Annotated in this window: 21 protein-coding genes; 10 read left to right on the forward strand and 11 right to left on the reverse strand. The window is 64.1% G+C overall.

The features are described 5' to 3' along the window. The first annotated feature begins 53 nt into the window (after positions 1-53). From NCR35_RS16105 to NCR35_RS16135, 7 genes are all read left to right on the forward strand, one after another. Positions 54-2,612 carry a mechanosensitive ion channel domain-containing protein gene (locus NCR35_RS16105; RefSeq protein WP_250535451.1) on the forward strand — a complete coding sequence of 853 codons (2,559 nt, stop codon included), beginning with the start codon at positions 54-56 and terminating at the stop codon, positions 2,610-2,612. 199 nt (positions 2,613-2,811) lie between these two features. Then, positions 2,812-3,888, forward strand: a complete 1,077-nt coding sequence (locus tag NCR35_RS16110) for a purine-nucleoside phosphorylase (RefSeq protein ID WP_502801694.1) — start codon at positions 2,812-2,814, stop codon at positions 3,886-3,888. A 511-nt stretch (positions 3,889-4,399) separates the two neighbouring features. Then, entirely contained in the window at positions 4,400-4,717 is a 318-nt protein-coding gene (flhD, locus tag NCR35_RS16115) for a flagellar transcriptional regulator FlhD (RefSeq protein ID WP_175941724.1), read from the forward strand. A gap of 17 nt (positions 4,718-4,734) precedes the next feature. Then, positions 4,735-5,406, forward strand: coding sequence for a flagellar transcriptional regulator FlhC (flhC, locus tag NCR35_RS16120; RefSeq protein WP_175941722.1), 672 nt, complete (start codon positions 4,735-4,737; stop codon positions 5,404-5,406). Between the two features lie 177 nt (positions 5,407-5,583). Then, positions 5,584-7,989, forward strand: a complete 2,406-nt coding sequence (locus tag NCR35_RS16125; RefSeq protein ID WP_250535136.1) for a DNA polymerase II — start codon at positions 5,584-5,586, stop codon at positions 7,987-7,989. Between the two features lie 93 nt (positions 7,990-8,082). After that, complete coding sequence (locus tag NCR35_RS16130) at positions 8,083-10,749, forward strand: ATP-binding cassette domain-containing protein (protein WP_250535452.1); 2,667 nt, start codon at positions 8,083-8,085, stop codon at positions 10,747-10,749. Between the two features lie 9 nt (positions 10,750-10,758). Next, positions 10,759-11,361: a ParB/Srx family N-terminal domain-containing protein gene (locus NCR35_RS16135; protein WP_250535137.1), complete on the forward strand. Its 603-nt coding sequence runs from the start codon at positions 10,759-10,761 to the stop codon at positions 11,359-11,361. Here NCR35_RS16135 and NCR35_RS16140 read toward each other — a convergent pair. The 11 genes from NCR35_RS16140 to NCR35_RS16190 form a co-directional block, all read right to left on the reverse strand. Then, positions 11,351-12,334: a UDP-glucuronic acid decarboxylase family protein gene (locus NCR35_RS16140; RefSeq protein ID WP_175941718.1), complete on the reverse strand. Its 984-nt coding sequence runs from the start codon at positions 12,332-12,334 to the stop codon at positions 11,351-11,353. The two genes, NCR35_RS16135 and NCR35_RS16140, sit on opposite strands and share 11 nt — an antisense overlap. Before the next feature lie 36 nt (positions 12,335-12,370). After that, positions 12,371-13,330 carry a glycosyltransferase family 4 protein gene (locus NCR35_RS16145; RefSeq protein ID WP_250535138.1) on the reverse strand — a complete coding sequence of 320 codons (960 nt, stop codon included), beginning with the start codon at positions 13,328-13,330 and terminating at the stop codon, positions 12,371-12,373. Continuing rightward, complete coding sequence (locus tag NCR35_RS16150; protein WP_250535139.1) at positions 13,317-14,381, reverse strand: glycosyltransferase family 9 protein; 1,065 nt, start codon at positions 14,379-14,381, stop codon at positions 13,317-13,319. Before NCR35_RS16150 ends, NCR35_RS16145 begins: the two co-directional genes overlap by 14 nt. Next, a complete protein-coding gene (locus NCR35_RS16155) occupies positions 14,378-15,433 on the reverse strand; it encodes a glycosyltransferase family 2 protein (protein WP_250535140.1) in 1,056 nt (351 codons plus the stop codon). Before NCR35_RS16155 ends, NCR35_RS16150 begins: the two co-directional genes overlap by 4 nt. Continuing rightward, a complete protein-coding gene (locus tag NCR35_RS16160) occupies positions 15,430-17,175 on the reverse strand; it encodes a carbamoyltransferase family protein (protein ID WP_244849267.1) in 1,746 nt (581 codons plus the stop codon). Before NCR35_RS16160 ends, NCR35_RS16155 begins: the two co-directional genes overlap by 4 nt. A gap of 12 nt (positions 17,176-17,187) precedes the next feature. Next, positions 17,188-18,372 carry a lipopolysaccharide heptosyltransferase II gene (gene waaF, locus NCR35_RS16165; protein ID WP_250535141.1) on the reverse strand — a complete coding sequence of 395 codons (1,185 nt, stop codon included), beginning with the start codon at positions 18,370-18,372 and terminating at the stop codon, positions 17,188-17,190. Next, on the reverse strand, positions 18,369-18,947 hold the full coding sequence (locus NCR35_RS16170; protein WP_250535142.1) for a D-glycero-alpha-D-manno-heptose-1,7-bisphosphate 7-phosphatase: 579 nt from the start codon (positions 18,945-18,947) through the stop codon (positions 18,369-18,371). Before NCR35_RS16170 ends, waaF begins: the two co-directional genes overlap by 4 nt. Then, entirely contained in the window at positions 18,944-20,233 is a 1,290-nt protein-coding gene (locus NCR35_RS16175) for a glycosyltransferase family 4 protein (RefSeq protein ID WP_250535143.1), read from the reverse strand. Before NCR35_RS16175 ends, NCR35_RS16170 begins: the two co-directional genes overlap by 4 nt. 197 nt (positions 20,234-20,430) lie before the next feature. Beyond that, complete coding sequence (locus tag NCR35_RS16180; protein WP_250535144.1) at positions 20,431-21,411, reverse strand: glycosyltransferase family 2 protein; 981 nt, start codon at positions 21,409-21,411, stop codon at positions 20,431-20,433. Next, a complete protein-coding gene (locus NCR35_RS16185) occupies positions 21,408-22,127 on the reverse strand; it encodes a PIG-L deacetylase family protein (protein WP_250535145.1) in 720 nt (239 codons plus the stop codon). Before NCR35_RS16185 ends, NCR35_RS16180 begins: the two co-directional genes overlap by 4 nt. A gap of 84 nt (positions 22,128-22,211) precedes the next feature. Continuing rightward, positions 22,212-23,216, reverse strand: coding sequence for a hypothetical protein (locus NCR35_RS16190; protein WP_284503074.1), 1,005 nt, complete (start codon positions 23,214-23,216; stop codon positions 22,212-22,214). 186 nt (positions 23,217-23,402) lie between these two features. Here NCR35_RS16190 and NCR35_RS16195 point away from each other — a divergent pair, with 186 nt between their 5' ends. The 3 genes from NCR35_RS16195 to NCR35_RS16205 all read left to right on the forward strand — a co-directional run bounded on the left by NCR35_RS16195 (position 23,403) and on the right by NCR35_RS16205 (position 26,901). Next, positions 23,403-23,690, forward strand: coding sequence for a hypothetical protein (locus NCR35_RS16195; RefSeq protein WP_250535147.1), 288 nt, complete (start codon positions 23,403-23,405; stop codon positions 23,688-23,690). Between the two features lie 285 nt (positions 23,691-23,975). Further along, the gene (locus tag NCR35_RS16200; protein ID WP_250535148.1) at positions 23,976-25,370 is read left to right on the forward strand and encodes an MFS transporter; all 1,395 of its coding nucleotides are present in this window, start codon (positions 23,976-23,978) and stop codon (positions 25,368-25,370) included. Between the two features lie 289 nt (positions 25,371-25,659). Continuing rightward, positions 25,660-26,901 carry a glycosyltransferase family protein gene (locus NCR35_RS16205; RefSeq protein ID WP_250535149.1) on the forward strand — a complete coding sequence of 414 codons (1,242 nt, stop codon included), beginning with the start codon at positions 25,660-25,662 and terminating at the stop codon, positions 26,899-26,901. The last annotated feature ends 27 nt before the right edge of the window (positions 26,902-26,928 follow it).

A 26,928-nucleotide genomic window follows, 5' to 3' on the forward strand; every position in this document is an offset into this window, starting at 1 on the left:
CGTGCGCGTCGTCCGCATCGAGTCCCCGAAATTTCGTGATCTTCATCCGACCCATGCGCAACTATTTACTTGCCGTCTATTTCATCGTCGTGTCGGGCCTCGTCTCGATGCTCTCGCCCACTGCCCTCGCGGCCGCGCCCGCGCAGCATGCGTCGCAGCCCGCGGTCGCCCTGACGCCGCAACAGGCGCGCGATGCGCTCTCCGTTCTCGACGACCCGCAGCGACGCGCGCAAGTGGCCGACACGCTGCGCGCGGTGGCCGCGGCCGGCACGCTCGCCGCGCCCGCGAGCGCGGCGCAGCCCGCTTCGGCTGCGGGCGCCGCGCCGGCATCCGGGGCGTCGGGCGTGCTGGCGAATTCACTGAAGGCCAACGGCCTCGCATCGCAGATTTCGCGTCAGGCGGGCAACTGGCTCGTGCATTTCGGCACGGGACTGCGGCACTCGGTGGCGGCGCTGCTCAATGTTCGCTCCGTTGCGCGCTGGTGGCACGACCGGCTCGCGAGCGAGCAGGCGCGGGATCTGATGGCCCACGTCGCATGGTCGGTGCTGCTCTCGCTCTTGCCCGCGCTCGTGATCGAATATCTGGCGGGGCGTCTTCTGAGGAAGTCGCGCGAGAAAGTCGCCGCGCGCGGGGTCGCGGACGCCGAAGTGACCGAGCCGGAACTGGTCCAGGAGCAGCGCGCCGCCGAACATGCCGAAGATGCGGCGCACCGCTCCGGCGACGAAGTGCAGCAGCATGTCGCGGAGCGCAAGGCCGACGCGGCGCGCGGCAAGCGCCACGCGGCGCGTCACTGGACCTTGCTGCGGCGGCTGCCGAACGCGCTGCTGTATCTCGTGCTGAAGCTGATTCCGCTGGGCGTGTTCATGGGCGCGGCGACCGTGCTGATGTCGTTTTTCATCGACGACAACACGACCGAGGCGCACGTCGCGGGGGCGCTGATCGACGTGTATCTGGTCTGCCGCCTCGTGATGATCGTGTTCGGCTTCTTCGTCGCGCCGCGTGCGCGCGGCTTGCGGCTCCTGCAAATGCGCGACCAGTACGCGATGTACATGTACCGCTGGCTCTTGCGCATCGTGATCGTGGCGGGCGCGGGCATCGCGCTCGCGAACGGCTGCGAGCCGCTCGGCCTGACCGATGCCGCGCATATCGCGATTCTCAAGGTCGTCACGCTCGTCGTGCACCTGATGGTCGCGTGGGTGATCTTCGAATCGCGCAGGCTCGTCGGCGAGAGCATCCGCCAGCGCATGACGGCGTACCGGTCGGTCGCGCTCGTCGGCAGCTGGGTCGCCGATGTCTGGGCGGGCGTCGCGATCTTCTTCGTGATCGCGCTGTGGTTCGTGTGGGCGCTCGACGTGCAGAACGGCTACAGCACGCTCTTCCACCTCGGCGGCGTGTCGCTGCTCGTGCTGGTCGGCGCGCGCGTGGCCGCGATCGTCGCGTTCGGCGCGCTCGGCCGCATCTTCCGGGACAACGAAGACGAAGACTTCGCGAGCAAGTCCATCGCGCATCGCCATGCCTACCGCTATTACCCGGTTCTGCGCCGGATCGTGCAGACGGTGATCGGCGTGGCGACCGTCATTGCGCTGCTCGAAGTGTGGGGCGTGCCTGTCGTGCGCTTCTTCACCTCGGGCGGCGTGGGCAACCGGCTCGCGTCGGCGATTCTGACCATCGCGGTGGCCGCCGTGTTCGCGGTGCTCGTCTGGGAGACGGCGAATGTGCTGGTCGAGCGCCGTCTCGAACAGTGGAACGCCACGGGCGACCGCGTGCGCGCCGCGCGCCTGCGCACGCTCTTGCCGATGATGCGCACGGCGCTTCTCGTCGTCATCGGCATGGTGGTCGTGTTGACCGGGCTCTCGGAGATCGGCGTGAACACCGCGCCGCTGCTCGCGAGCGCCAGTATTTTCGGCGTGGCGCTGGGTTTCGGCTCGCAGAAGCTCGTGCAGGACTTCATCACCGGCATCTTCCTGTTGATGGAAAACGCGATGCAGGTCGGCGACTGGGTGACGGTCGCGGGCGTGTCGGGCACGGTGGAGTATCTGTCGATCCGCACAGTGCGGCTGCGCGGCGGCGACGGCTCGCTGTACACCGTGCCGTTCAGTTCGGTGACGACGGTGAACAACACGAACCGGGGCATTGGCAACGCGGCGGTGCGCGTGTCGATTGCGCTCGGTCAGGACGTCGATCTCGCCATTGCGACGCTAAAGGAGATCGGCGACGCCCTGCGCCATGACGAGGCGTTCAGCGACGGCATTCTCTCCGACTTCAGCTTCTGGGGCGTGGATGCCGTCGATGGCTCCACCGTCACGCTCGCCGGCCAGATTCAGTGTCGCGACAGCGCGCGCTGGCCGGTGCAGCGCGAGTTCAACCGGCGCATTCTCAACGAGTTCACGGCGCGCGGCATCGAAATCGCGAATCCGCAGCGCAACTTCGTGATCGTCGGCGGCAACGGGCACGAGACGTCGCAGGAGCTTCAGCAGGACAGCGAGCGGGCGAGCGCGGAACAGCGCGCGGAGCCGTCGAAGGCGTCGCAGCATCCGACGAGCGAAGCGGCCGCCGGCAGCAACGTCGCCGCGAACGCGCCGCCGCCGCGCGGCGCGCAGAGCGGTACGTGAGCGGGCACATGAGCAGGCGACCAAAGGCCGTCGAACAGCTTATTGGCTCTCCTATAATCGTCCGGGCCGCCCACGCCGCCACATGATTGCCACGGCGCGGCGGCTTTCCTTCGAAGTTCGAACCTTCAAGAGGACGATGCCCCCCATGAAAATCGCCGCACGGTTTCAATCGACTCGTTTCAAGCGCGCGCCCGCGAAGATGCGCGCGGCGCTCGCCGCCGCCGGCCTCGCGACGCTGTTTGCCTTCACCGGCTGCGCCTTCGCGCAACAACCCGATGACATGAGCGGCGACCCCCACGGAGACGGCGAACGCCACGGAGACGGCGGCCGGCACGTCAAGGTGATGATCGTCACCATGTTCGGGCCGGAAGGCCAGGTCTGGCTCGACAACCTCGGCCCGTGGGAGGCGGTGCACGTGCCGGGACTTTCGCCGGACTATCCGGACGTGCACTGCAACCGCGACGACGTGTGCGTCATCACCACCGGCATGGGCCACGCGAACGCCACGGCGTCGATCATGGCGTTGACGTTCTCCGACCGCTTCGACCTGCGGCACACGTACTTCCTGATCGCGGGGATCGCCGGCATCGATCCGGCGCGGGGCACGCTCGGCTCGGCGGCGTGGGCGAAATATCTGGTCGATTTCGGCATCCAGTGGGAAATCGACGCACGCGAAAAGCCGGCGGACTGGCCGACCGGCTTCCTGGGCATCAATACGAAGAGTCCGTACGACAAACCGCCGCTCGACTATCGCACGGAAGTATTCGCGCTGAACGCGTCGCTCGCGGACGCGGCGTATGCGCTCTCGCGCAACGTGACGCTTTCCGACAGCGATCAGGCGAAGGTTGCGCGCGCCAAGTTCAGTTACGCGCCGGCGAACCAGCCGCCGCGCGTGATCCAGTGCGACACGCTCGCAGGCGATACCTGGTGGTCGGGCAAGTACATCGGCGAGCGGGCGCGTTACTGGACGCGCCTCCTGACCGACGGGAAGGGCGTCTACTGCACGACGCAGCAGGAGGACAACGCGACCTTCGAGGCGCTCAAGCGCGCCGCAAGCGTCAAGCGAGTGGATTTGTCGCGCGTGGCGGACCTGCGTTCCGGCTCCGACTTCGACCGGCCGTACGAAGGGCAAACGGCCAGCGACAACCTTCTGAACTATTCGGCGCAGGGCGGATTTACACCGGCCATTCAGAACTTGTATCTGACCGGCAATCCTTTCGTTCAGGAAATCGTCTCCCACTGGGGCGCGTGGCGCAAAGGCGTGCCGCAGCGCTAGGCATCGGGGAAACCCCCGTTTTGTCCGATGTCACAAGGTAGTAACAGGCATCAGAAGCTATTACATCATTGGCCGCGAATCGGTAATTTCCGGTATCGCGGCTTTTTTACCGCTTTTTGACCCAAAAGCGCGTCTCAAAAATATCCCTTCAAGCTGTCAACCGAATGCCCGAACGCCCCGTTGTTCCGGGCGTCAGGCAATTACTCATATAAAAAACGAGCCTCGCAAAATACGAACGAGCAGACGAAAAACTCACGTTGAAACGCAGTCAAATTTGCCGGTTTCTCGACGAAGCAAACGTTACCGATCGAAAGTGTTGTTTGCAACAAAATATTATTGAGATGGTCTTGCGCTCGATTAAGGCCGTCCTTAGAATCCGTTTCACAGTGTTGTTACAAGTTGTAACGGCCTGTATCAAAGTACGTAGCCGGGCGAAGAGAGCCTGGTGAGGCACAAAAAAGATATCGGCAAAAGCCGGCGAGAAATCGGGGATTTACTGGAAGCAGCAACCATGAACGGTCGCGAAACGCTGGAATCGATCCGGGAAATCAACTTGTCTTACATCATGCTCGCACAGCGTCTGCTGCGCGAGGACCGGGCCATCGGCATGTTCCGGCTCGGGCTGTCGGCCGAACTGGCTGACCTCCTGTCTGGGCTCACGCTCGCGCAGGTCGTCAAGCTCGCGCAATCCGACAACTTGCTTTGCGCTTTCCGCTTCAACGATCACTCGATGCTGTCCGCATTGACGCAGCCCGCGAAGAACGCGGACATCGCGCCGACGCACGCAGCCATCCTGCTGGCTGGCCAGCCGGCCGAACAGTTCGCTTAAGAGAGACGGAGCGAGCCATGCTGAAGAAGAGCCTCACCGAAGACGCCCAGGAAGTGTTCCGCGCCATCGCGCTGATCGAACTCGGCGCGCGCATGCAAGTGCTGGAGAGCGAACTCACGCTTTCGCGGGATCGCATGATTCGTCTCTATCGCGAAGTGAAGGGCGTGTCGCCGCCCAAAGGCATGCTGCCGTTTTCGGCGGACTGGTATATGACGTGGCTCGCGAATATCCACGCATCGCTTTTCTACAACACCTATACGTTCCTCAAGAACGAGGCCGGTTGTTCGCATCTCGATGCGTTGACCAAAGGGTACCGGCTGTATCTCGAGCACTGCAATCATAGCGGCGCCGAGGCGGTACTCGACCTTACGCGGGCCTGGACTCTTGTGCGCTTCTTCGACGCGGGCATGCTGCAGATGACGGCGTGCTGCCGCTGCACCGGGAAGTTTGTCGCACACAAACATGATTTGCAGAACAACGTGGTGTGCGGGGCCTGCCAGCCGCCGTCACGCGCGGGGAAGACCAAGAAAGCGGCGGCCGCTCGACAGGCCGTTCAAGAAGCCGCTCTGGAGGTTGTGTCTAGCAAGAGCGAAGTGCCGCCAGCACCGGAGTTTCCGGCGCATGTCGCACTCGAAAACGTGGCGGCCTTGCAGCCGCCGCGCGCAAGCCTGGTCGCACAGGCTGCTTAGGCGGTAGCGGCGCCGGCGCATCCTTCGAGGACCATCCAGCGTGGATGTTCTGGATGGTGGATGACCGGCAGGCCGCTACCGCGTTTTACTTTCTGCTTCAGCTTCTCTCGCTTCATTCACGCCCGCGCGCTTTCCATGCGCGCCGCTGCATTTCCCGCCCCCAAGTAAAATGCTTCGATGGCACGCGCTTTCGAAGGACACGCCTTGGCTCAGGCACCGAATCACTCCCGGCAGGGCTTTTTGCTGACGCGTCATTGGCGCGATACGACCGCGGGCACCGAGGTCGAGTTCTGGCTCGCCACCGACGACGGTCCGCGCAAGGTCCGCATCGCGCCGCAAACACCGGTTGCCTTTATCCGCGCGGAAGATCGCGACAAGGCCGAGCCGCTCGTGCGCACCGTGCGCGACGCGCAATTGCGCGAACTGCCGCTCACGGACTTTCGCCAGAAGCCGGTGCTGGGGCTCTATTGCGCGCAGTATCGTCAGTTGCTTGGGCTCGAAAAGACATTGAAGAATGCGGGCGTGACGGTCTACGAAGCGGATATCCGTCCGACCGAGCGCTATCTGATGGAGCGGTTCATCACCGCGCCCGTTTCTTTCGAAGGCGAAGCGCGCGACGGCGTGGTTCACAGTGAGCTGAAGCCTGCGCCGGCTTATCGTCCGACGCTCAAGCTCGTCTCGCTCGATATCGAAACGAGCGCCACCGCCGAGCTTTACTCCATCGCCCTCGAAGGGTGCGGCGCGCGGCAGGTCTATATGCTCGGGCCACCCACGGGCGACGTGCATCCGCCGCTCGACTTCGACCTCGAATATTGCGCGAGCCGCGCGGAGATGCTTCAGCGTTTCAACGCATGGATCGCCGAGCACGATCCCGATGCGATCATCGGCTGGAACGTCGTGCAGTTCGATCTGCGCGTGCTGCAAAAGCATGCCGACGCTTATGACGTGCCGCTGGCCATTGGCCGCGATGGCAGCGTGATCGAATGGCGCGAGCACGGCATGAAGCGCAATCACTTCTTTGCATCCGTCGCGGGACGGCTCGTGGTGGACGGCATCGAGGCGTTGCGCTCGGCGACGTGGAACTTTCCTTCGTTCAGTCTCGAATACGTCGCGCAATCGCTGCTGGGCGAAGGCAAGGCGATCGACAGTCCGTACGCGCGCATGGACGAGATCGAGCGGCGCTTTCGCGAAGACAAGCCTGCGCTCGCACGCTACAACCTGACCGACTGCGAGCTCGTCACGAAGATCTTCGAGAAGACCGAGCTTCTGCCGTTCCTGCTCGAACGCGCGACGGTGACGGGGCTTGCCGCCGACCGCAGTGGCGGATCGGTCGCGGCGTTCACGCATTTGTACATGCCGCGCATGCATCGCTTAGGGTACGTTGCGCCCAATCTCGGCGACGTGCCCGAAGAAGCGAGTCCCGGCGGCTTCGTGATGGATTCGCGGCCCGGTCTTTACGATTCCGTGCTCGTGCTCGACTATAAGAGCCTGTACCCGTCGATCATTCGCACCTTCCTGATCGATCCCGTCGGTCTCGCGCAAGGCATGAGCGAAGCGCAAGAACAGACGCGCACCGTACCCGGTTTTCGCGGCGCGCGCTTTTCGCGCGACAAGCATTGTCTGCCCGCCATCGTCGAACAAGTATGGGAAGGGCGCGAGGCTGCGAAGCGTCAGCGCAACAAGCCGCTTTCGCAAGCACTCAAGATCATCATGAACTCGTTCTATGGCGTGCTGGGTTCGAGCGGCTGCCGCTTCTTCGATCCGCGGCTCGCCTCGTCCATCACCATGCGCGGCCATGAAATCATGCATCGCACGCGCGAACTCATCGAAGCGCGCGGCTACAGCGTCATTTACGGCGATACGGATTCGACCTTCGTCTGGCTGCGCCGCGCCCGCAGCGAGGACGACGCCGCGCGTATCGGCCGCGCGCTCGTCGATCATGTGAACGATTACTGGCGCGAGCATCTGCGCGAAACATTCGGCCTCGAAAGCGCGCTGGAACTGCAATTCGAAACGCACTTCAAGCGGTTCCTGATGCCGACGGTTCGCGGCACCGACGAAGGCAGCAAGAAACGCTATGCGGGACTCACGCAACGCGCGGACGGCAGCGAAGAAATCATCTATAAAGGGCTAGAGACGGTGCGCACGGACTGGACGCCGCTCGCACAGCGTTTTCAGCAAGAGCTTTATATGCGCATCTTCAAGGACGAGCCTTATGAAGACTACGTGCGCGATTACGTCGAGCGCACTCGGCGCGGCACGCTGGATGACTTGTTGATCTATCGAAAGCGCCTGCGCCGCAGCCTCGACGACTATGAACGCAACGTGCCGCCGCATGTACGCGCCGCGCGCAGCGCCGACGAGTTCAACGCGCAGCAGGGACGTCCGCTGCAATATCAGAACGGTGGATGGATCAGCTACGTGATGACGGTCGGCGGCCCCGAACCGGTCGAAGCGCGACATGCGCCCATCGACTACGAGCATTACGTGAGCAAGCAGCTACAGCCCGTGGCCGACGGCATCCTGCCGTTCTTGCGCAACGACTTCGCCACGCTGATGTCGGGACAGCAAGCGCTTTTCTAGGCACTCGGACACGAACGGGCGTGCGCGGGCGCGGCACTTGCTGCCGCTTTACGCGTTGCTTGCATCGACAACGACAATGGAAGCATGCACATGATGACTGCGTCCACGGAAATCAGCCGCTCGCAAGTTCGTAACCGCATCGTGAAGGACCTTTGGCAGGCGATCTGGACGTTTCGCTTGCAGACGCTCGGTGCCGTCGCGTTGATGATTGCGTCGCGCCTTGCGGTGGTATCCGTTCCACTCATGCTGAAACACGTCATCGACGAGTTCAGCAAGCCCACCGCGAACGCCGTATTCCCGGTCTTCGTGATCCTCACGTACGTGCTGATGCGCTATCTCGGCGACGTGCTCAACGAAGCGCGCGACGTGCTGTTCAGCGTCGTCACGCAACGCACGGTCGCATCGTTTTCAGCGCGCACGTTCTCTCATTTGCACAACATGGGCGCGCGTTTCCATGCGCAGCGTGAAACGGGCGGCGTGGTGCGCGACGTGCAAAAAGGCGCGGACGGTATCGGCTTTCTGCTCGGCGTCGCTATTTTCACCATCGTGCCGACGTTGATCGAGATCGGCACCGTCGTCGCCATCATGGTGAGCCAGTATGCGAAGACCTTCATGGTTGCGATCGGCGCGACGTTCGTCTGCTACGCGGTCTATACGCTGATCTTCACGCGCTACCGCATGCGCTTTCAACGCGCGGTGAACCGGCTCGAAGCGCAATCGGATAGCCGCCTCGTCGACAGCCTGCTGAACTACGAGACGGTCAAGCTCTTCGCGAGCGAAGACGTCGAACGTCAGCGTCTTTCCAGCGTGCTCGACAAGTGGGTCGACGCGCGCACCGCGAACCAGCGCGCGTTGACGATCCTGCATGTGGGGCAAAGCACCGTGATCGCCATCGGCATCGCGGCCGTGATGCTGCTCGCGGCGCAGAGCGTTGTAGCGGGCACGATGAGCGTAGGTGACCTCGTGCTCGTGAACGCGTATATCGTGCAAGTGTGCGCGCCGCTCAACACGCTCGGCTTCGTGTTTCGCGAAACGAACGATGCCATCGTCAACGTCGAACGCATGTTCGAGATTCTGCTTGCGCGGGGCCGTCGCGGTGAAGACGTGGACGAGGCCGATGCCAAGCCGCTCGTCGTGACGGCCGGCGAGATCGAGTTCGAGCACGTGGACTTCGGCTACGATCCGGCGCGACAGATACTGCGGGATATCGACTTTCGCGCGCATCCCGGCAAGAAACTCGCGGTGGTCGGCGGCAGCGGCTCGGGCAAGTCCACACTCATGAAGCTGCTTTTCAGGCTTTATTCACCGACGGCGGGTGTCATTACCATCGACGGTCAGGACATCCGGCAGGTCACACAAAAGAGCCTGCGCGAAGCTATCGGCATCGTGCCGCAGGACACGGTGCTCTTCAACGATACGATCGCCTATAACATCGCCTATGGCCGGCCATCCGCCACGCGCGCCGATGTCGTGCGCGCGGCGCGTGCCGCGCAACTGGACAGCTTTATCGAGCGATTGCCCGATCATTACGACACGCGCGTCGGCGAACGCGGCGTGCGGCTCTCGGGCGGCGAGCGGCAACGCATCGCGATCGCGCGCGCCATCTTGAAGGACCCGCGCATCATCGTGTTCGATGAAGCCACCTCGGCGCTCGATACGCGTTCCGAGCGCGCCATTCAAAGCGAGCTCGACCGGCTCGCGCAAGGGCGCACGTCCATCGTGATCGCGCACCGGCTTTCGACTGTGGTGAATGCCGACTGGATCCTCGTGATGGAGCACGGCCGCATTGTCGAGCAAGGTCAGCATGCGGAACTGATCGAGCGCGGTGGCGTGTATTCGCGCATGTGGGCGCTGCAATCGCAACAAGGCGAGCTCGCGCAAGTGCAGCGCAAGGTGTCGGCGCAACCGGTCGGCCTCGGCGCGCTGATCGCGGGCGTGGTCGATGGGCTGCACGAGGAGATCGTCGAACATGGCGTGCAGCTTTACACGATGATGCCCGATGCCGACTTGCGCGTGACCGGCGACCCCGGCGTGTTGCAGTTGGTGATAGCGGACTTGTGCCGCACCGAGATACGCGCGGCGGAGCGTGGTGAGCGCGTCGAGTTGCGCGTTGAGCGCGAAGCGAATCAGGTGCGCGTGTGCGTGCTGGGCCGTCGCGCGCAGCCCGCGCCGCTTTCGCAGGAGCAGGCTCGCCGGCTCGAACAGGCGCTGGCGGAAACGGGCGGCACGTTCACGGTCGGCTATGTCGACGGCCACCTCGCCTATGTCGCGATGATGCCGTTGCGTCCCGTGGTCGATACCGACAGTCTCGCGGGCCTCGCGGAGCCGAACGCAAACGTTGCCGGCAATCTGGAGGGCCTCTGCGTGATGGTGCTGGACGATCAGGAAGCCGCGCGCGAGGCGCTCGGCGCGGTGCTGGAGACTTCGGGGGCGGGCGTGAGACTGGCGGCGTCGGGCAAGGAAGCGCTCGAATGGCTCGCGCAAGCGCCCACGCAGGAATGGCCCGATGCGTTCTTGTGCGACATCGTGCTCGGCGAAGAGGACGGTTATCAGGTACTGCGCCGCGTGCGCGAACTGGAAGCCAGCCGGCGTGTGTCGCTCGGGGAACGCATGCCGGCCATTGCGTTGACAGGGCACACGCAGACGGAAGACCGGCTGCGGGCGCAGATGGCGGGCTTTCAGTTGCACTTGACGAAGCCCGTTCCCGCCGAGCGGCTGATCGCGGCGATCAGGCAGGTCGCCGCGCGCACCGAAGCCTGAGGAGACGATATGGACACCGAATCATCGGCGCGCATCGCTGAACTAAAGCCGACGCAAGGCGCGGTCGGCATGGAGCACGTGCGCGAGAAAATGCATCTGACGAGCAGCACGCCCGAACACGAACGCGCGGCATTCCTGCGCGAACACGCGTTGCGCGTGGTGCGCGGGCCCGGCGGCACGCTGCATGTGATCGATCATCATCACTGGGCGCGCGCCTGGTACGAACTGGGCATCGACGTCGTGCCGGTCGTGATCGCGTGCGACTTCAGCGACCGCGATCACGATGGTTTCATCGCCGCGATGCGTGAGCGGGGCTGGGTCCATCCCTTCGACGAGCACGCGCGTGAATATTCGGTGGAGGATTTGCCGCCGTCCATCGCTGCGATACCCGACGATCCTTATCTGAGCCTTGCGGCTTTCGTGCGCATGGCGGGCGTGTATGCCGACCCGCCCGACACCAATGCCAAGTACGCATGGGCCGACTATTTCCGCGAGCGCATTGAGGGCGATTTCGCGTCGATTTCGGGCTTCGCGAAGGCGCTCGCGCAGGCAGTCGCCGCTTCTCGTGAAGACGAAGCGCGCGGACTGCCGGGATTCAACGTCAAAGCGTAGCCAGTGCCGAACGAGTCTGCTGCGCCTCGATGATCTGCCGGAAGTACGCGGCGGTGCGGCGCAAGCCTTCGTCGAGCACGGTCACCGGTTCCCAGCCGAGAAGCTGGCGCGCCTGCGTAATATCCGGCTGACGATGCCACGGATCGTCCATCGGCAGCGGGCGGAACACGATCTCCGACTTCGAGCCCGTCAACGCGACGATGCGCTGCGCGATCTCCAGCATAGACAGTTCATGCGGATTGCCGAGATTGACCGGACCGGTCACGTCGTCGGGCGTGTTCATCAAGCGGATGAAGGCGTCCACCATGTCGTCCACATAGCAGAACGAACGCGTTTGCGTGCCCTCGCCGTAGACGGTGATCGGCTCGCCCGCGAGCGCCTGCATCATGAAGTTCGACACCACGCGGCCATCGCTCGGATGCATGCGCGGCCCGTACGTATTGAAGATCCGCGCGATCTTGATGTTGAGACCATGCTGGCGTCGATAGTCCATGAAAAGCGTTTCGGCGCAACGCTTGCCTTCGTCATAGCATGAGCGCGGGCCGATCGGATTCACGTTGCCCCAGTACGCTTCCTGTTGCGGATGAACGCGCGCATCGCCATACACTTCGCTCGTCGATGCCTGAAAAATCTTGGCCTTCACGCGCTTGGCGAGCCCGAGCATATTGATCGCGCCATGCACGCTCGTCTTCGTGGTCTGCACCGGATCATGCTGATAATGAACCGGCGACGCAGGACACGCGAGGTTATAGATTTCATCGACTTCCACATACAGCGGGAAGGTCACGTCATGACGCATCAGTTCGAAGTTGGGACTGTCGAGCAGATGCGCGATGTTGTCCTTCGTGCCCGTGTAGAAGTTATCGACGCACAGCACGTCGTGCCCTTGCGCGAGCAGGCGTTCGCACAGATGCGAGCCGAGAAAGCCCGCGCCGCCCGTCACCAGAATGCGCTTGCGATATGCTTCCTTCATGTCGGTTCCTTTTTGTGGTGATTGGGTCGCGGTCGGTCAACTGCACACATGGCGCAAGGTCGCTTCCCATTCGGCGGCGAAGCGGTCGATGTGAAAGCGTTCCAGCGCAAGACGGCGCGCGCCTTCGCCGAGTCGCCGCGCTTCAGCGGGATCGCGCAACAGTTGTTGCATGACATCGACGAGTGCGTTCGTGTCGGTATGAATGAAGCCGCTTTCGCCATTGCGAATGACGGTGGCGAGTTCCGTCGTCGCGAGACCGATGATCGGCATGCCGATCGTCATGGCTTCGACGATTGCGAGTCCGAGGCTGGTCCAGCGAATCGGGTTGAAGAAGAAGCGGTATTGCGCGGAAAACGCGGCCAGTTCCAGATTGCCGACTTCGCCCAAGCCGCCCGCCGATTCCGCGTCCATGCCGACGAGATCGAGCGGCACACGTTGCGCGGCATCCGCGAACACATCGCTGCCGAGCCTGCGCCCGCGCTGCCGCAAATGATTGATGACGACGATGCCGCGTTCCTTCTCGCCCGTATAGCGCACGCCTTCCGGCACGACCACGCCATGTTCGATCACGCGCGTCGGTGTGTCGCCGCTGTCCCACATCAGGCGATTGAAGTGCGTCACGTGCACGAGCAGGGTGTTGCGATCCTGCACCCAATGGCGTTGTTCGAATGGATTCTCCTGCGGCGGATCGTGTTCGATATACACGCGAGGCAAGCGCCGCTGCGCATCCGAAAGCAGGTTGATGCGATCGTCGTCCCAGTGCGTGCGATGCTGAAACAGCACGACGTCGAACTCGCGCGACGCCACTTCGTCGGCGGGTACCTCATGGACGTTATCGCCCCACGGCAGCACGCCGACTTTGCCCGCGTAGCCGGGCGGATGACCGGGCTTCGTGACGAGATAGAAATCGTGCTTCGCCTGGGTCAGGTAGTAGAGGTAGTTGCCGTGCACGTGCCATGTGAGCACGCGCAGACGTCGTTGATTAGCAGTGGGCATCGGTTTCCAGTTTTTCTACGGGCAATTGAAGTCGTGCGACATCGAGCACTTGCGCGACGCTCACGTTGAGCGCGCAAGGATGCCCATACGGACACTCGCGAAACGAACACGGACGACACGGCGGATAGTCCGCGAGCACGCGATGCCTTTCATGATCAAGCGGCGCCCAGCGTTGCGTGTCGCTGCCCGAGGCAATGACGACGCTTTTCGTTCGCATCGCGGCCGCCACGTGGGAAAGCCCCGTGTCGTTGCACACGATGAGTCGCGCACGCGCGACGAGTGCAGCCAGCCCGCCGAGCGATGTCTTGCCGGTCAGGTCGATCGCGTTCACGCCGGGCGTGTTGGCGATGCTCGCGGTGATGGCCGCTTCGCCTGCGCTGCCGGTCAACGCGACTTGCCAGCCATCGCTCGCAAGCGCGGCTGCCACTTGCGCGAAGCGTTCCGCAGGCCAGCGTCGGGAAGGCAACTGAGCGCCGGCATGCACGAGAACGAGCCCTGCAGTGTCGAGCCCATATCGTTCGATCAGTTCATCGCACTCGCGCGTGTCCTGTTGCGTGAGCGGAATTTCGAGCTGCGTGTCGTGCGCATCGATACCGAGCGCCTGCATCAGCGCGTTATAGCGCGCGACTTCCTGCAACGCGTCCGGCCACGGAATAAAGACGCCTGCGCGCGGCGCTTCGTCCGGCTTGAGAAAGCCCGCGTTGATGCGCGCGTGCATCGCTTCGACGATATCGTTCGCCACGCCGCCGCTGCCGTGCAACTGGATCGCGAGATCGAAGCGGCGCGCGCGCATGGCATCGTAGAAGGCGGGGAGGTGCGCGTCCGTTTCTTCCTGCTCCGGAAAGCCGACGGCGCCCGGAAACAGGATCAGTTCATCGACCAGATGCGCATAACGTTCAACGAAACTATGCGCCCAGGGCAAGCCGATCAGTGCGATGTGCGCATTCGGATAAGCGCGGCGCAGGGCGCGCATCGCGGGCACGCAGCACAGCATGTCGCCGAGCTGAAGCGCGCGGAAGATCGCAATGCGCTCGACGTTCTCCGGTTTCATATGAACACCACGCGGAACTTCACGGCGCCGTAGATTCGCCAGTACACCGAAAGAAACGGTATCCATAGCGATGTCCACGCCATTTCCAGCACATGCGACGGCGTCAGCGCGGTCGACTTCAGGCGTTTGAAGCAGAACCATGCGGTCATGCCGAGCCAGGCCGCGAGGCACACGCCCGCGAGCTTGTTGTTGCCGTTTGCGAGCGCGAAGACGGCCACGACTACCGCGACGATGATCGCGTAATAGAGCAGCGGCGGCAGGCTGCGAATGCGTGTCTTGAAGAGCGACCGATGCTTCTTGTAGAGCAGCGCGTCGAACTGGCTCTTCTTCTGCTGCGACAGGCTCACGCCCCAGCGTGCCGGCCGCACCGGATGCAGAACCATGGCGTCGTGTGATCGCACGATGCGCGCGCCGATGCGCATCAGTTCGAATTGAAGGTCCGAGTCTTCGCGCCACGCCGACGTGAAGCGCGCATCGAAGCCGTCCACGCGTGCGAGCGCCGAGCGCGTCACGAACGTATTGGCGGTCGCGAATTCCGCGCGCGAAAGACCGGCTGCGTCTTGTTCGTAGTCGGTCGGACGCGGGCCGAGCGGCACCACGATACGTCCCGATACGGCGTCCGCGCCCGCTCGCAACGCGGCGACGCCTGCTGCGAGCCAGTGGGGATCGGGGATCGTGTCGTCGTCGGTGAACGCGATCAGCGGCGCGCCCGACGCGCGCCATCCCGCGTTGCGAGCGCCCGCCGGGCCTTGCGTCGCGGTGACGGGTACATAGCGGATGCGGGGCGCTTCGTCGAACTCGCGTGCGAGCGCGGTCACGCGCGAGCGCGTGGCTTCATCGGGACCGTCATCGCACACGATGATCTCGAAGCGCGTCTTCTCGTAGTCCTGCGCGATGATCGCGCGCAGACAGCGTTCCAGCATGTCGGGCCGCCGATACGTCGGCACGACGACCGACACGTCGAAGGCCGCGCCCGCCGCTGCGCCCGCATTGCGCTGCGTGGACGCGTCCTTCGCGCCGTCGTAGGGAAACGAGCCTGCAATCGTGCTCATGCACGCACTCCCGGCTTTTCGATCAGGAACGGCCCGATCACGAGCGCATCGAGCGGCGAGGTCCAGAACGATTCGAGCGCATCGCGCGGGGAATTGACCATCGGCTCGCCGCGCGTATTGAACGACGTATTCACGAGCACCGGCACGCCCGTACGCGCCTTGAATGCGGCGAGCAAGTCGTAATAGAGCGGATGCTGCGAGCGGTTCACGGTCTGCACGCGAGCGGTGCCGTCGATATGCGTCACCGCCGGAATGCGCGTCTTCATGTCCTCGCGCACATCGAATACGAAGAGCATGAACGGTGCGACGCGTGCATCGACGAACCAGTCCGCCGCGTGTTCTTCCATCACGACAGGCGCAACCGGCCGAAAGTCCTCGCGGTCCTTGATCTCGTTCAGGCGCGCCTGCATGGAAGGATCGATCGGCGACGCGAGAATGGAGCGGGCACCCAGCGCGCGCGGACCGAACTCCGTGCGTCCCTGGTACCAGCCGATCACGCGATTGGACGCCAGAATCTCGGCGGTTTCGCTCGCAATGTCGTTCAGCCGGCGATACGGCGTCTTCGACCACTTGAGGAACTGCTCGATCTCGTCGTCTTCATAACGCGGCCCGAGATACGCGTGATTCATGTGCCAGCGGCGGCTGCTATCGCCTTGCTTCACGCGCTCCTGATAGTCGGTCCAGAGCGCCGCGCCGAGCGCGGTGCCCGCATCGCCCGCTGCGGGTTGAACCCAGATGTCTTCGAACGGACCGCGATCACGCAGACGCGCGTTCATCACGCAATTGAGCGCGACGCCGCCCGCCATCGCCAGATGCTTGAGGCCGGTGCGTTCATGCAGCCAGCGCGCGAGATCCAGCGCCGTTTCTTCGAGCACCACTTGCAGCGAATGCGCGATGTCGTAGTGATGCTGCGTGAGCGGACCGCCGCGCTCGCGTCGCGGGCCGAAGCGCTCGACAAGACGCGGCGCATCCACGGTATAGCTGCCGTCGTTGCGATACTTCACGATCTCGCGGAACTGATCGACGTATGCGGGCTTGCCGAAGGAGGCGAGCGCCATGACCTTGTACTCGTCCGACGAGTGAAGGAAGCCCAGATAGTCCGTCACGGCTTCGTAGAGCAAGCCCAGCGAATGCGGCAGTTCCACTTGCTTGAGGCGCTTGTACTCGCCATCGACGAACTGACCGAGACTCGTCGTCACGCCTTCGCCGCGGCCGTCCATCGTGAGCACCGCAGTGTTTTCATACGGCGCCGCGAGAAACGCGCTGGCCTCATGCGACAGATGGTGATCGACGTTGTGCCACTCGAAGCGCGGCGCGCGTCCGCCGCTTGCGAAACGCTTCTTCAGATGATGCGGCGCGCCGTCGAGCAACTGGCCGCGCGCATTGACGATATAGCTCAGGAAAAGCGGGTCCCACGGCGATTCCGACGGGTTGCCGCTTACATGCTCCGACGGCATGAAGGGCAGGGCGATAGTCGCCTTCGCCTGCTTGGGCATGCCCGAGAACAGATGCGGATCGTACGAATACGCTACATGGTCGATATCCGCGAGTTCGATGCCGGCTTCCTTCAGGCAATAGTCGATGGCATCGAAAGGAAGCTGCCACGTCGAGAAAGGCACGGGGCGCTTCGCATGCTTCACATGCGTGAAACGCTCGTCTTCCGCCGCCGCGATCACGACGCCGTCGCGAACCAGCGCCGCCGCGCTGTCGTGATAGACCGCATTGATTCCGAGTGTGTACATAAGGCGCGTCTCTCAGGGTAGTGTCAGATGAGCAGGATGTTGTTCGGTGCGGGCATCGAGTAAGGACAGCGCGGCATCGACGACTTCATCGACGCTCACGCCGAGCAGACACGTGTGATGCCCTTCGGGACACACGCTGCGATAGCACCAGCGGCAAGGCACGTCGCGGTACAGCACGCGATGCGGCGTTTGCCACGGCATATGCTGCGGATTGGTGAGCGCATACAGATCGACGACCGGCGCGTTAAGCGCCGACGCGATATGCACGGGACCGCTGTTGTTGGAGATCAGCACGCGCGCATGGGCGATCAGCGCCGCGAGCTCGCCCAGTTCGAGCGCGCCCGCGAGACTGACGACGCGCGTGTCGCCCGCGCTGACGGTCTCGCACAATGGGGCTTCGCTCGCCGAGCCGGTCACGAGCACGGGCCAGCCGGTTCGATCCGCGAGCACGCGTGCGGCCTGGGCAAATCGCTCGGGCGGGTAGCGCCGCGATGCGGCGGTCGCGCCGGGATGCATGACAAAGAAGGGCGCGTCGAGATCGATACCGCGTTCGTCGAGCTTGCGCGCAAGCGATGCCTCGTCTTCGGCGCGCAACGCGAAGCGCATGCGCGTATCCGCGTTCGTTGCGCCGACGCTCCCGACGAGCGCAAGCTGCCGCTCGACTTCGTGCCGCGTGCCTTGCTGTGGCTCCCGTTCCGCGACCCAATCCGTTAGTAGGCCGTATGGATTTTCGCGGCAATGCGCGAGGCGCCGGGGTATCTTCGCCAGATGACAAAACATCGCTGCGGGAAGCGGATTCTGGCTATAGACCGTGAAGATGACGGCGGCATCGAAGCCGAGCGATGCCAGCCGCTCGCACATCGCGATGTCTCCGCTCGCATCGATCGCCTTGTCATGCTTGACCCACGGCGCGTCGTATTCGATCACGTCGTCGATATCGTCGATGAAACGCGCTGCCTGCGCGCCCGAACGCGATGCGAGCAACGTAAGATGCCGTCCCGGATACGCGTGTTTAAGCGCATGCAGCGCGGGCGTCGTCATCAGCACGTCGCCGAGATTGTCGAGGCGAATGCAGAGAATGCGCCGCACGTCCGCGCCCCACACGCGCTGAGGCGCGACGGCCGGCGCGCGTGCGTGCGCGTTCGCGGGCTGAAGAGTGATGGCGATATCGTTCGCCCGTGACGGATCGCGCTTCATGTCGCGAGCTCCGTCGCATGCCACGCACGCTCGATGATGCGCGCGGCTTCGCTCATATCCTTGGCAGTGGCATCCGGTTCACGCAAGGGGCCGCGTTGCCACAGCGTCTCGTTGCCGTTGTCGATCAGCACTGCGCGGCAGCCCGCGCGATGGCCTGCTTCGATATCGTCGAGAATGTCGCCGACGAACCAGCTTCGCGCCAGGTCGAGGTCGAGTTCGCGCGCGGCCCGCTGAATCATGCCCGGCGCGGGCTTGCGGCAATCGCATGCGCGTGAATAAGGCGCGACCGTGCCTTGCGGATGATGCGGACACCAGTAGATGCCCGCGAGGCGCGCGCCCGCTTCGGCAGCAAGCTCGTGCAGCTTGCGTTCGACGTGACGAAGCGCGGACTCGTCGAACTTGCCGAGCGCGACACCGCTCTGATTGCTGATGACGACGATCGGCACATTCATGCGCGCGAAGATGGCGAGCGCATCGCGTGCGCCTGGCGCAAGACGCATCTTCGCAGGATCGACGTTATAGGGCACGTCGTCGAGCAGCGTGCCGTCCTTATCGAGGAAAACGGCGGGCTTCATGCGGTGGCGCTGCCGTATGCGGCGCGCCGGCTGTCGAGGTCCTGCGCGATATCCACGCCCGCCACGCGCGCATAGACGCGTTCGAGCGACTGCGCGACGCCGGACCATGTGAACATGGCGCGCGCGCGTTCGAGGCCCGCTGCACCCATGCGTTCGGCGCGCGCGGGGTCGCGCTTCAAAGTGGCGAGGGCATCGGCGAGTGCGCGCGGGTCCTTCGGCGGTACGAGCAGCCCCGTTTCCTCGTGCGCCACCGAATAGCGAATGCCGCCCACGTCCGCGCCGATGACCGGCCTGCCGCATGCCATGGCTTCGAGCGGCGTGATGCCGAAAGGCTCGTACCACGGCGTCGTCACGAACACATCGGCTGCGTTATAGAAGGTCTTGAGGCGTTGCCTTCCATGACGGCCGAGAAAGTTCACCTTATCGGCCACGCCGCATTCCTGCGCAATGCCGCGCAGACGGCCGATTTCCGGCGTCGCGATCTCATTCGCTTCGTCGGAGTTGCCGCCGATCACATACAGATGCGCGTCTTCGTTCAACTCGCGATTGCAGAGGCCGATGCCGCGCACCACGTTGTCGATGCCCTTGCGCGGCACCATGCGTCCGAGTTGCAGCACGATGAAGCGGTCCTGCGGCCAGCCGAGACGCTCGCGCGCTTCGGCCTTCTTCATCGGATGGAACTCGGTGCTGTCGAAGCCGCACGGCACGAGATCGATGCGTTCGCGCTCCGCGTGATACAGCGACACGAGGTCCGCTTCGTCTTGCGGGCATTCCGCGATCACCGAATCCGATTCGCGCACGAGCGCGTCTTCGATCTCGAAGCGTTCATCGGGAAAGCCGTCGCCCGCGCCTTGATGAATGCGCCGCACGCGGCCGAGCGCATGAAACGTCGTGACGAGCGGCACGCCCAGCGCTTCCTTGATGCGCATGCCGACGAGTCCCGACATGAAGAAGTTCGCATGCACGACGTGATAGGGCGTCGCCTGCTTCTTGAAGAAGCCGATCATGAAGCGAGCGAACTCGTCCATGTGCGGAAGAAGCTGCTCCTTCGCCAGTTGCACCGGCGGACCGGCTGGCACGTTGATGACGCGAATCCCGCGTATGCCTTCGAAACGCGACACCAGCGGCAAAAGAGAACGGTCGCGGCGCGTGAAGACATCCACTTGATGGCCGTTGCGTGCGAGCTGCCGCGCGACATGCGCGACGTAGATGTTCTGCCCGCCGCTATCGACACCGCCCGCTACGGCGAGAGGCGACGCATGCTCACTGATAAGTGCGATCTTCACGTGTAGGCCCCCTCGATTCGCGTTGTTCGAAATGGGCTTCGAGCCGTTGAGCGCGCACAAAGATTGCCGCGTCTTTCGAAGCTTGATGGCTTGTGAGCATTCGTTGTGCCACCAGCCGAAAATTGCGCAGATTCGTTGGTTCGTTGAGAGACGAACAAAATTTCGTTAGACGTGGGGTGAACGACAGCGGCGCGGTTTTACATGGTGTGTGTAGCGTCTGCCGGTATCGTGGCGTGTTTGCTCGCCTCCTCGCGGGCGTGACGGCGATCGTCTTCGCGAACGATCGATCGCATGACCTGCACGTGAGCGCCCACCACGCGCCGATGCGAGAGCGCCCAGGGCAATCCACGCAACATCTGAATCGCATCTCGCCAGAACGCGCCTTCGCGCCGCATGACGGCGAGCGCCTGCATGCTTGCGTGCAAGGCTTCGGAGAGCGGCAATCGCAGCCACGCGACCCAGGCCGCATTGCGCGCGAGCAGGCGTCTGCGCAAGGCGCTGTCGCGTATCGGAGAAGGATGGTGATGCAGCACGAGTTCGTCTGCATAGACGAGGGCGTGGCCGTGATCGAGCATGTCGAGCGCGAGCAGCGACTCTTCGCCGCCTATGAAGAGCCGCGGCTCATAGCCGCCCATCTGTCGATAGACGCTCGTGCGAAACACGCTCGCGCCGGCCATATAGCCGATGAGCGCCGGCCCCGGCAGACCGTTCGCGCCGAGCGGGCTCACGCGCATGCGCTCGCAGGTTTCGTCGGCATCGCCGTTTTCGCCGACGACCACGCGCGCGCTCAGCACTGCGACGCGCGGCGCGGCGTCGAGGATCTCGGTTGCGCGCGTGAGCGAGCCGGGGCTCCACCAGGTGTCGTCGTCGCAGAAGGCGACGTATTCGGTGCGGACCTTCGCCACGCCGAGATTGCGCCCCGCCGCGCCCATGTTCGACGGCGCGACGACCAGTTCGACGAACGGGAAGGCTTGCGCGATTCGGGCAGCGGTATCGTCCGATGAGGCGTTATCGACTACGACGATGTCGATGCGATCGGGCAGCGCCGCGAGTCTTGCGAGCGTGTCGAGCACCTGGTCGGCGCGGTTATAGGTCAGCACGACCACGGTGAGGCGCGCGGCGGCGTCGTGACGCGGGCGCGCCAACGGTTGCTGCGAAGGTTGCGGGACGGCGCTCATGCGCGCTTCTCCGCGGGCTCGAGGGTCCAGAAACGCTCGGGCAGGAATACGTCGTCGTATCCGTTCGGGCCGAACGCCTTCAATTGGCTCGTGTACGCGGCCACGGCTTCGCGCTTCACCGCTTCGCGGCGCGCGGCTTCAGCATGCTCGGGAAGGCGCGCGTTGAGCGGCGTGGCGTCGATGCCGCGTTCCATCAAGTCCGCGAGCCGCTGCTGCAAGAGCGCGCGCTGGCGTCGATACAGCGCCTCTTCGTACGCGATGCATGGCAACTCGGGATGGCGCAACCATGCATCGCACGCGGCTTCATGCACGAGCGCGTGGTCCGAATGAAAGAGGCCGAGCGGGATCAACAGCGCTTCGGGGCGGTGCTTTTCAATCGCGTCGAGAAATGCCTGCGTCAACGCGGCGCGCGTGGGCTTGTCGGCCTCGGGCGCGAAGGGTACGTATTGCGAGTCGAGGAAGCCTAGATGCAGCGGTGTCGCGCCGAGCAGCCCGAGCGCGCGGTTATCTTCTTCGATGCGCGCGAGCATCGCCTGCTTCGCGTCCGAAAAGCCGCACTGGGCGTCCCAGTCCGTGCTGGCATCGGCAGCGGGGCAACCCGTGAACACCGTGCAGACGAGCACGTCCGAGGCGCCGGCGAGCGACGCGCCGCAGCCGAACACGGCGTCGTCGAGATGGGGAGAAATGAGCAGCGTTTTGCGCGGGACGTCGATCATGGAGGAGCCGTTGAGAGCAAATGACGGCTCGTCCAAACGCAAGTACCGCGCCAGAGGTGAAACCGGACGGGCGTAACGGCGCGGTCAGAAACGCATGCCGATGCCCGCTTCGATGATGTCCGCATCGCGGTCGTAGCGCGTCACCATGCGGTTCCACGTCGCGCGCGCGAGCCAGCGATTCGTGAAGCGGTAACTCGCCGACAACGAGACGAGACCCGCGAAGCGGCCGTCGCCAGTGCGGTTCTGCGGCAGATCGTCGTTCTGCGTGATCGACAGATACGGCCCCGCGCCGACGGCGAGCGTCAGCCGGTCGTCGAAGAACGCGCGCGTGGCCCACAGTTGTGCGGCGACGCCGTCGCGCCGCGATTGCACGTGGCCGCCTTCGTGCAGATACGTCGCGGTGAAATCGACGTACTTCCACAAGCCGCGCCGGTATTCGATGCTTTCCGCCACGTTCGATTCCGAATCGAGGCTGTTGAGAATGGTCGTGCCGACCAGCACCGTGACCTCGTTGCCGGTGACGTTCGTGGTGCGCGACGGCGGAAAGTCGCGCGGGCCGTGGCCGCTCGGCGCGTCGAGCTGATAGCCGATGCCGAAGAGCAGGGCCGTCGTGTCCGGGCCGCCGAACGCCTGCACGCGATTGAGCTTCATCTCCGCGATCCAGCGGTTATCGAAGTAATACGCGGCGCGCAACGTGAAGAGGCCGCCCCAGCCGTGGGTATTCGAATAGTCGCCGCCGGCTTCCGCCTCGCTCGTGTCGAAGTAACGGTACGGCCCCGCGCCCGCCGACAACTCGAGGCGGTTGTTCCAGAGCGGCATCCGCGCCCACAGCTGCGCTGCCTGACCATCGCGGTGATGGTTCGGAATATGACCTTCGTTGATCCACGAGAAGCTCCAGGCCGCGTACGGGCCGAGCCCCTCGCGATAGCTTGCTTCCCAGGAATACGTGTTATGGCTGCGGCTCTGGAGCGGGCCGGCGAGAATCGAGAACTCTTGCGCGTTGGCCACGTGGGTTGCGGCACCGAGCGCGAACGCGCAGAGCGCCAAAGCGCCGTTTCTGTACCGCCGTCGTAGAGTGAAAGAGGGCATCGAAAGAAGTCGGAAGCGAAAGTTCGGACGCTTTCAACCGAAAGCATCGACGAAGCATAACGGCTAAACGAGAATCATGCCTATCAGGCGCGGAGCTAGTGTTGGTCGACGCACGTCGCGTTTATTATTTTCGCGTTACAAATGACGCGTCGGTTCCGCACTCAGCCTTTTCAAAGCGAGGATCAGATGGACGCCATTCCAGTGGAGTACCGGGGGTGTGAGTTGTCGGCGGTCGTCGCGAGGGCGGCCGGCGAGTTCATCTCGACGGTGCTGATCGAGCGGCCGGGCGGCGTGCGGCGCGCGATCGGCCCGTTCCGGTCGTTCGCGACGGCGAGAGCAGCCGAGCAGTTCGCCATTCAATATGGCAGGGATGAACTGGACGGACGCCATCTGCCGCGCGGCCTTCACGTGACGACTCACGATGACCCGGCCACGCGTCGCACGACCGTTAACGCGCCCGAGCGCCGTCCGTAGCCACGCGGTCGACGGCTTGGCCGACTGCGCCGCTCGCGAAGCGTCGTTGCGCCGGGCGCGGTGAGCGGATCGCCGGAAAGTCACGGCGCGCGCAATGAACCGCCGTTTCGAAGAACGATCGTTCGCATGAAACGCGGACGAGGCCATCGCCGGCGCGCCCGCGCCACGCATCAGGCAGAAGCCCAGCGCATTGGCGGACAGCACGCTTTTGCACGCGAGCGGCAGTGTCCGTTACCATGCGGGCGCCGCGCGGGTCCGCTTCCCGCGGGCATTCCAAAAGAACAGATGAACAGCGCAATACCCGCCACCCGCGTCAATTACTGGGCAGTCGTCTCCGTGCTGCTCGGAACGTTCCTCGGCAACCTCGATTCGTCCATCGCGAACGTCGCGTTGCCGACCATCGCGCACAACCTTTCGCGCAGCGCAGCGGATACCGTCTGGGTCGTCACCGCGTATCAGTTCGCGGTCGCCGTCTCGGTGCTGCCGCTCGCCGCGCTCGGCGAAATGCTTGGCTTCCGGCGCGTGTTCCTTTGGGGCTTCGTCGTCTTTACGCTGGCGTCGATAGGCTGCGCGCTCGCCCCGACGCTGCCGCTCTTGGTCGCCGCTCGCGCGATTCAGGGCGTGGGCGGCGCGTGCATGTCGACCATCGTGCCCGCGCTGCTCCGGCAGGTCTATCCGCCGAAGCTCGTCGGGCGCGGCATCGCGCTGCTCGGCTTGACCGTGGCGCTCTCGGCGGCGCTCGGGCCGACAGTCGCGGCGGGGATTCTCTCGGTCGCCGGATGGCGCTGGCTCTTCGCGGTGAACGTGCCGCTCGGCATCATCGGCCTTGCTCTCGCCAACACGATGCTGCCGCCCGGCACGCCGAACGCCGCGCGCCGCTTCGACTTCGCGGGCGCGACGCTCAGCGCGCTCGCCATCGCGCTGTTCATTCTTGGCGTGGGCGGGCTCGGCGCAGGCGAGGGCGCAAGCGAGGGCCATGTGCAACTGCGGGCGCTGCCTCTCGTCGAGATCGCGTGCGCGTGCATCGCCGGTTTCGCGCTCATCCGCCATCAACGCGGACGGCCCGCGCCACTCGTGCCCCTGGATCTGCTGCGCATTCCCATTCTCTCGCTGTCCTCGCTGACGTCCATCTGCTCCTACGTGGCGCAGACGCTTGCCTATCTGGCGCTGCCGTTCATGCTGCAACACCAGTTCGCCCGCAGCGCGACGACAACCGGGCTGCTCGTCACGCCGTGGCCGCTCGTGATCGTGTTCGTCGCGCCGCTCGCCGGTCGCCTGTCGGACCGGCACGCGCCGGGGCTGATCGGCGGCATGGGACTCGGCATCATGGCAATCGGGTTATGCCTTTTGATCGGACTGCCGGCATCGCCTTCGAATGTGGACATCGCGTGGCGCGTCGCGGTGTGCGGCATCGGGTTCGGCTTCTTTCAGACGCCGAACAATCGCATCATGCTGACGTCCGCGCCGCAGGAACGCAGCGGCGCGGCGGGCGGCCTGATGACGATGGCGCGCATGATCGGCCTTTCGCTGGGCGCGGCGCTGGCCGCGGTTGCGTTCGGGATCTATGGACAGCACGGCGCACAGGTGTCGCTCGTCGGCGCGGCGGCAGCGGCTGTGATTGGCGTCGCGGTAGGCATCGTTCGAGTGGTGCGCACACGCGAGCGCGCTGTCGGTCGTTAGTGCTTCCATGCTTCTGCGCACGTCCTACAATTGAGCGCGGGTCGCTCTTCGCTGCGCGCAGCGATACTTCGGTTGACGCAATAATTTGCAAGTTCGTTGACTGCAACGGATATGCTATGGCCCCTTGCGCGCGGCCTCTCGCGCCGCGCTTCGTGCGTCCACGCTATTCACTTGCCGGTACAACATGGTCACACTGGTTAGCTGCTTCTCCGACCGCCGCGCGACATCGTCACGCGACAACCACGCCGAGTTCTGTCGCCGAACGCAAGCGGCTCATTACGATGAGTCGATGTCGAGCAGCGTCGATTCGCTCGAACTCGGCGTGCTCTTCAAATACCAGATGATCAGCGACCGGCTCGCGCGCACGGCCGAGGGCGAAGTCGTCATCTTTGCGACGGAGAATGCGCTTTTCGTGCGCTTCGAAGATTTCGGCCGGATCATGGAAGGGCGAGACAGCCTCGTGACCAAAGGCTTCTTCGGCATCAATACGGAAATGTTCGTTTTCCGAAATACCGAGGAGAACCGGCGCATCGCGCGTGGCATGGCCGCACGATGCCGGGCCTTCTACGAGTACGGCAAGTTCGTCACCGAAGAGGAACTGCTGGAGGCGTTTCCCACTGTTGCCGACTGGGACATGCTCAACGGCGTGATACCGATTGCATCCATGTGGTCGGGCCAACACCCGGACTTGCGCGGCGCGCCGGTGGTAGCGGTGTCGCTCGTGTTCACGCCGCGTCTTTATAGCAAGTATGGTCCGCGCTGGCGGGCTGTGTTCGCGCGTCATCTGAACGCGTGTCATGCGGCAGGACACAGCGCGTTCTTCGACGCCTCGCCGCCGCCTCAATGCGATACGGACGAGCCGCTGACCGTCTATCAGCCGGGCAGGGCGATCGCGGTCGTCATGTTGTACACGCCGAACATCGCGGGCTATGCGCGCTTCGGCGAAGCGAGTCTGCGCGCGTTCTGCGAGCGCCACGGTTATACGCTGTATCAACATCGCGCGGTGCCAGCCGACTTCCAGCGCGAAGCATGCGGCAACTGGTCGAAGCCGTTCTTGCTCGCCAAGTATCTGCCGCATCACGAGTGGGTCTTCTGGATCGATGCCGACATTCTCGTCATGAACCCATCGGTCAAGCTCGAACGATTCACCGAGGGCCGCGATCGCGTGCTGACCGCCGATATCTGCGGCTGGCGCTTCAATTCGGGCGTGATGGGCTTTCGCAACACGGAAGCGAATGCGAAGGTGCTGCAAAGCGTGCTTGCGCGGGTGCTGGAAACGGAGGACATCAAGTACACGTTTTCCAGTCAGGGCGACCAGTTCTATTTCATGGAGCAGATGATTTCGCACGGCCTTTGCCCCGAGCCGGACTCCGCGGACCTCGTGAGCTTCAACCAACTCAACACGCCGTGGTACTACGCGAAGCCGGATACGTTCATGTGCCATTTTCACGGCCTGAGTACGGAGCTGCGGATGCTGTTTATGTCGATGGATAAGGTTCCGGAAGGCGGATACGAGTCGATAGAAAGGTAGCGCATTACGCGCCCGCACGGGACCGTG

Origin of the sequence: Caballeronia sp. AZ10_KS36 (assembly GCF_023631105.1) — a bacterium.
Taxonomy (GTDB): Bacteria; Pseudomonadota; Gammaproteobacteria; order Burkholderiales; family Burkholderiaceae; genus Caballeronia.

Coding starts and splice junctions, on each gene's coding strand:
- NCR35_RS16105 (WP_250535451.1), top strand. CDS start 54: ATGCGCAACTATTTACTTGCCGTCTATTTCATCGTCGTGTCGGGCCTC.
- NCR35_RS16110 (WP_502801694.1), top strand. CDS start 2,812: ATGCGCGCGGCGCTCGCCGCCGCCGGCCTCGCGACGCTGTTTGCCTTC.
- flhD (WP_175941724.1), top strand. CDS start 4,400: ATGAACGGTCGCGAAACGCTGGAATCGATCCGGGAAATCAACTTGTCT.
- flhC (WP_175941722.1), top strand. CDS start 4,735: ATGCTGAAGAAGAGCCTCACCGAAGACGCCCAGGAAGTGTTCCGCGCC.
- NCR35_RS16125 (WP_250535136.1), top strand. CDS start 5,584: ATGGCACGCGCTTTCGAAGGACACGCCTTGGCTCAGGCACCGAATCAC.
- NCR35_RS16130 (WP_250535452.1), top strand. CDS start 8,083: ATGACTGCGTCCACGGAAATCAGCCGCTCGCAAGTTCGTAACCGCATC.
- NCR35_RS16135 (WP_250535137.1), top strand. CDS start 10,759: ATGGACACCGAATCATCGGCGCGCATCGCTGAACTAAAGCCGACGCAA.
- NCR35_RS16140 (WP_175941718.1), bottom strand. CDS start 12,334: ATGAAGGAAGCATATCGCAAGCGCATTCTGGTGACGGGCGGCGCGGGC.
- NCR35_RS16145 (WP_250535138.1), bottom strand. CDS start 13,330: ATGCCCACTGCTAATCAACGACGTCTGCGCGTGCTCACATGGCACGTG.
- NCR35_RS16150 (WP_250535139.1), bottom strand. CDS start 14,381: ATGAAACCGGAGAACGTCGAGCGCATTGCGATCTTCCGCGCGCTTCAG.
- NCR35_RS16155 (WP_250535140.1), bottom strand. CDS start 15,433: ATGAGCACGATTGCAGGCTCGTTTCCCTACGACGGCGCGAAGGACGCG.
- NCR35_RS16160 (WP_244849267.1), bottom strand. CDS start 17,175: ATGTACACACTCGGAATCAATGCGGTCTATCACGACAGCGCGGCGGCG.
- waaF (WP_250535141.1), bottom strand. CDS start 18,372: ATGAAGCGCGATCCGTCACGGGCGAACGATATCGCCATCACTCTTCAG.
- NCR35_RS16170 (WP_250535142.1), bottom strand. CDS start 18,947: ATGAAGCCCGCCGTTTTCCTCGATAAGGACGGCACGCTGCTCGACGAC.
- NCR35_RS16180 (WP_250535144.1), bottom strand. CDS start 21,411: ATGAGCGCCGTCCCGCAACCTTCGCAGCAACCGTTGGCGCGCCCGCGT.
- NCR35_RS16185 (WP_250535145.1), bottom strand. CDS start 22,127: ATGATCGACGTCCCGCGCAAAACGCTGCTCATTTCTCCCCATCTCGAC.
- NCR35_RS16190 (WP_284503074.1), bottom strand. CDS start 23,216: ATGCCCTCTTTCACTCTACGACGGCGGTACAGAAACGGCGCTTTGGCG.
- NCR35_RS16195 (WP_250535147.1), top strand. CDS start 23,403: ATGGACGCCATTCCAGTGGAGTACCGGGGGTGTGAGTTGTCGGCGGTC.
- NCR35_RS16200 (WP_250535148.1), top strand. CDS start 23,976: ATGAACAGCGCAATACCCGCCACCCGCGTCAATTACTGGGCAGTCGTC.
- NCR35_RS16205 (WP_250535149.1), top strand. CDS start 25,660: ATGTCGAGCAGCGTCGATTCGCTCGAACTCGGCGTGCTCTTCAAATAC.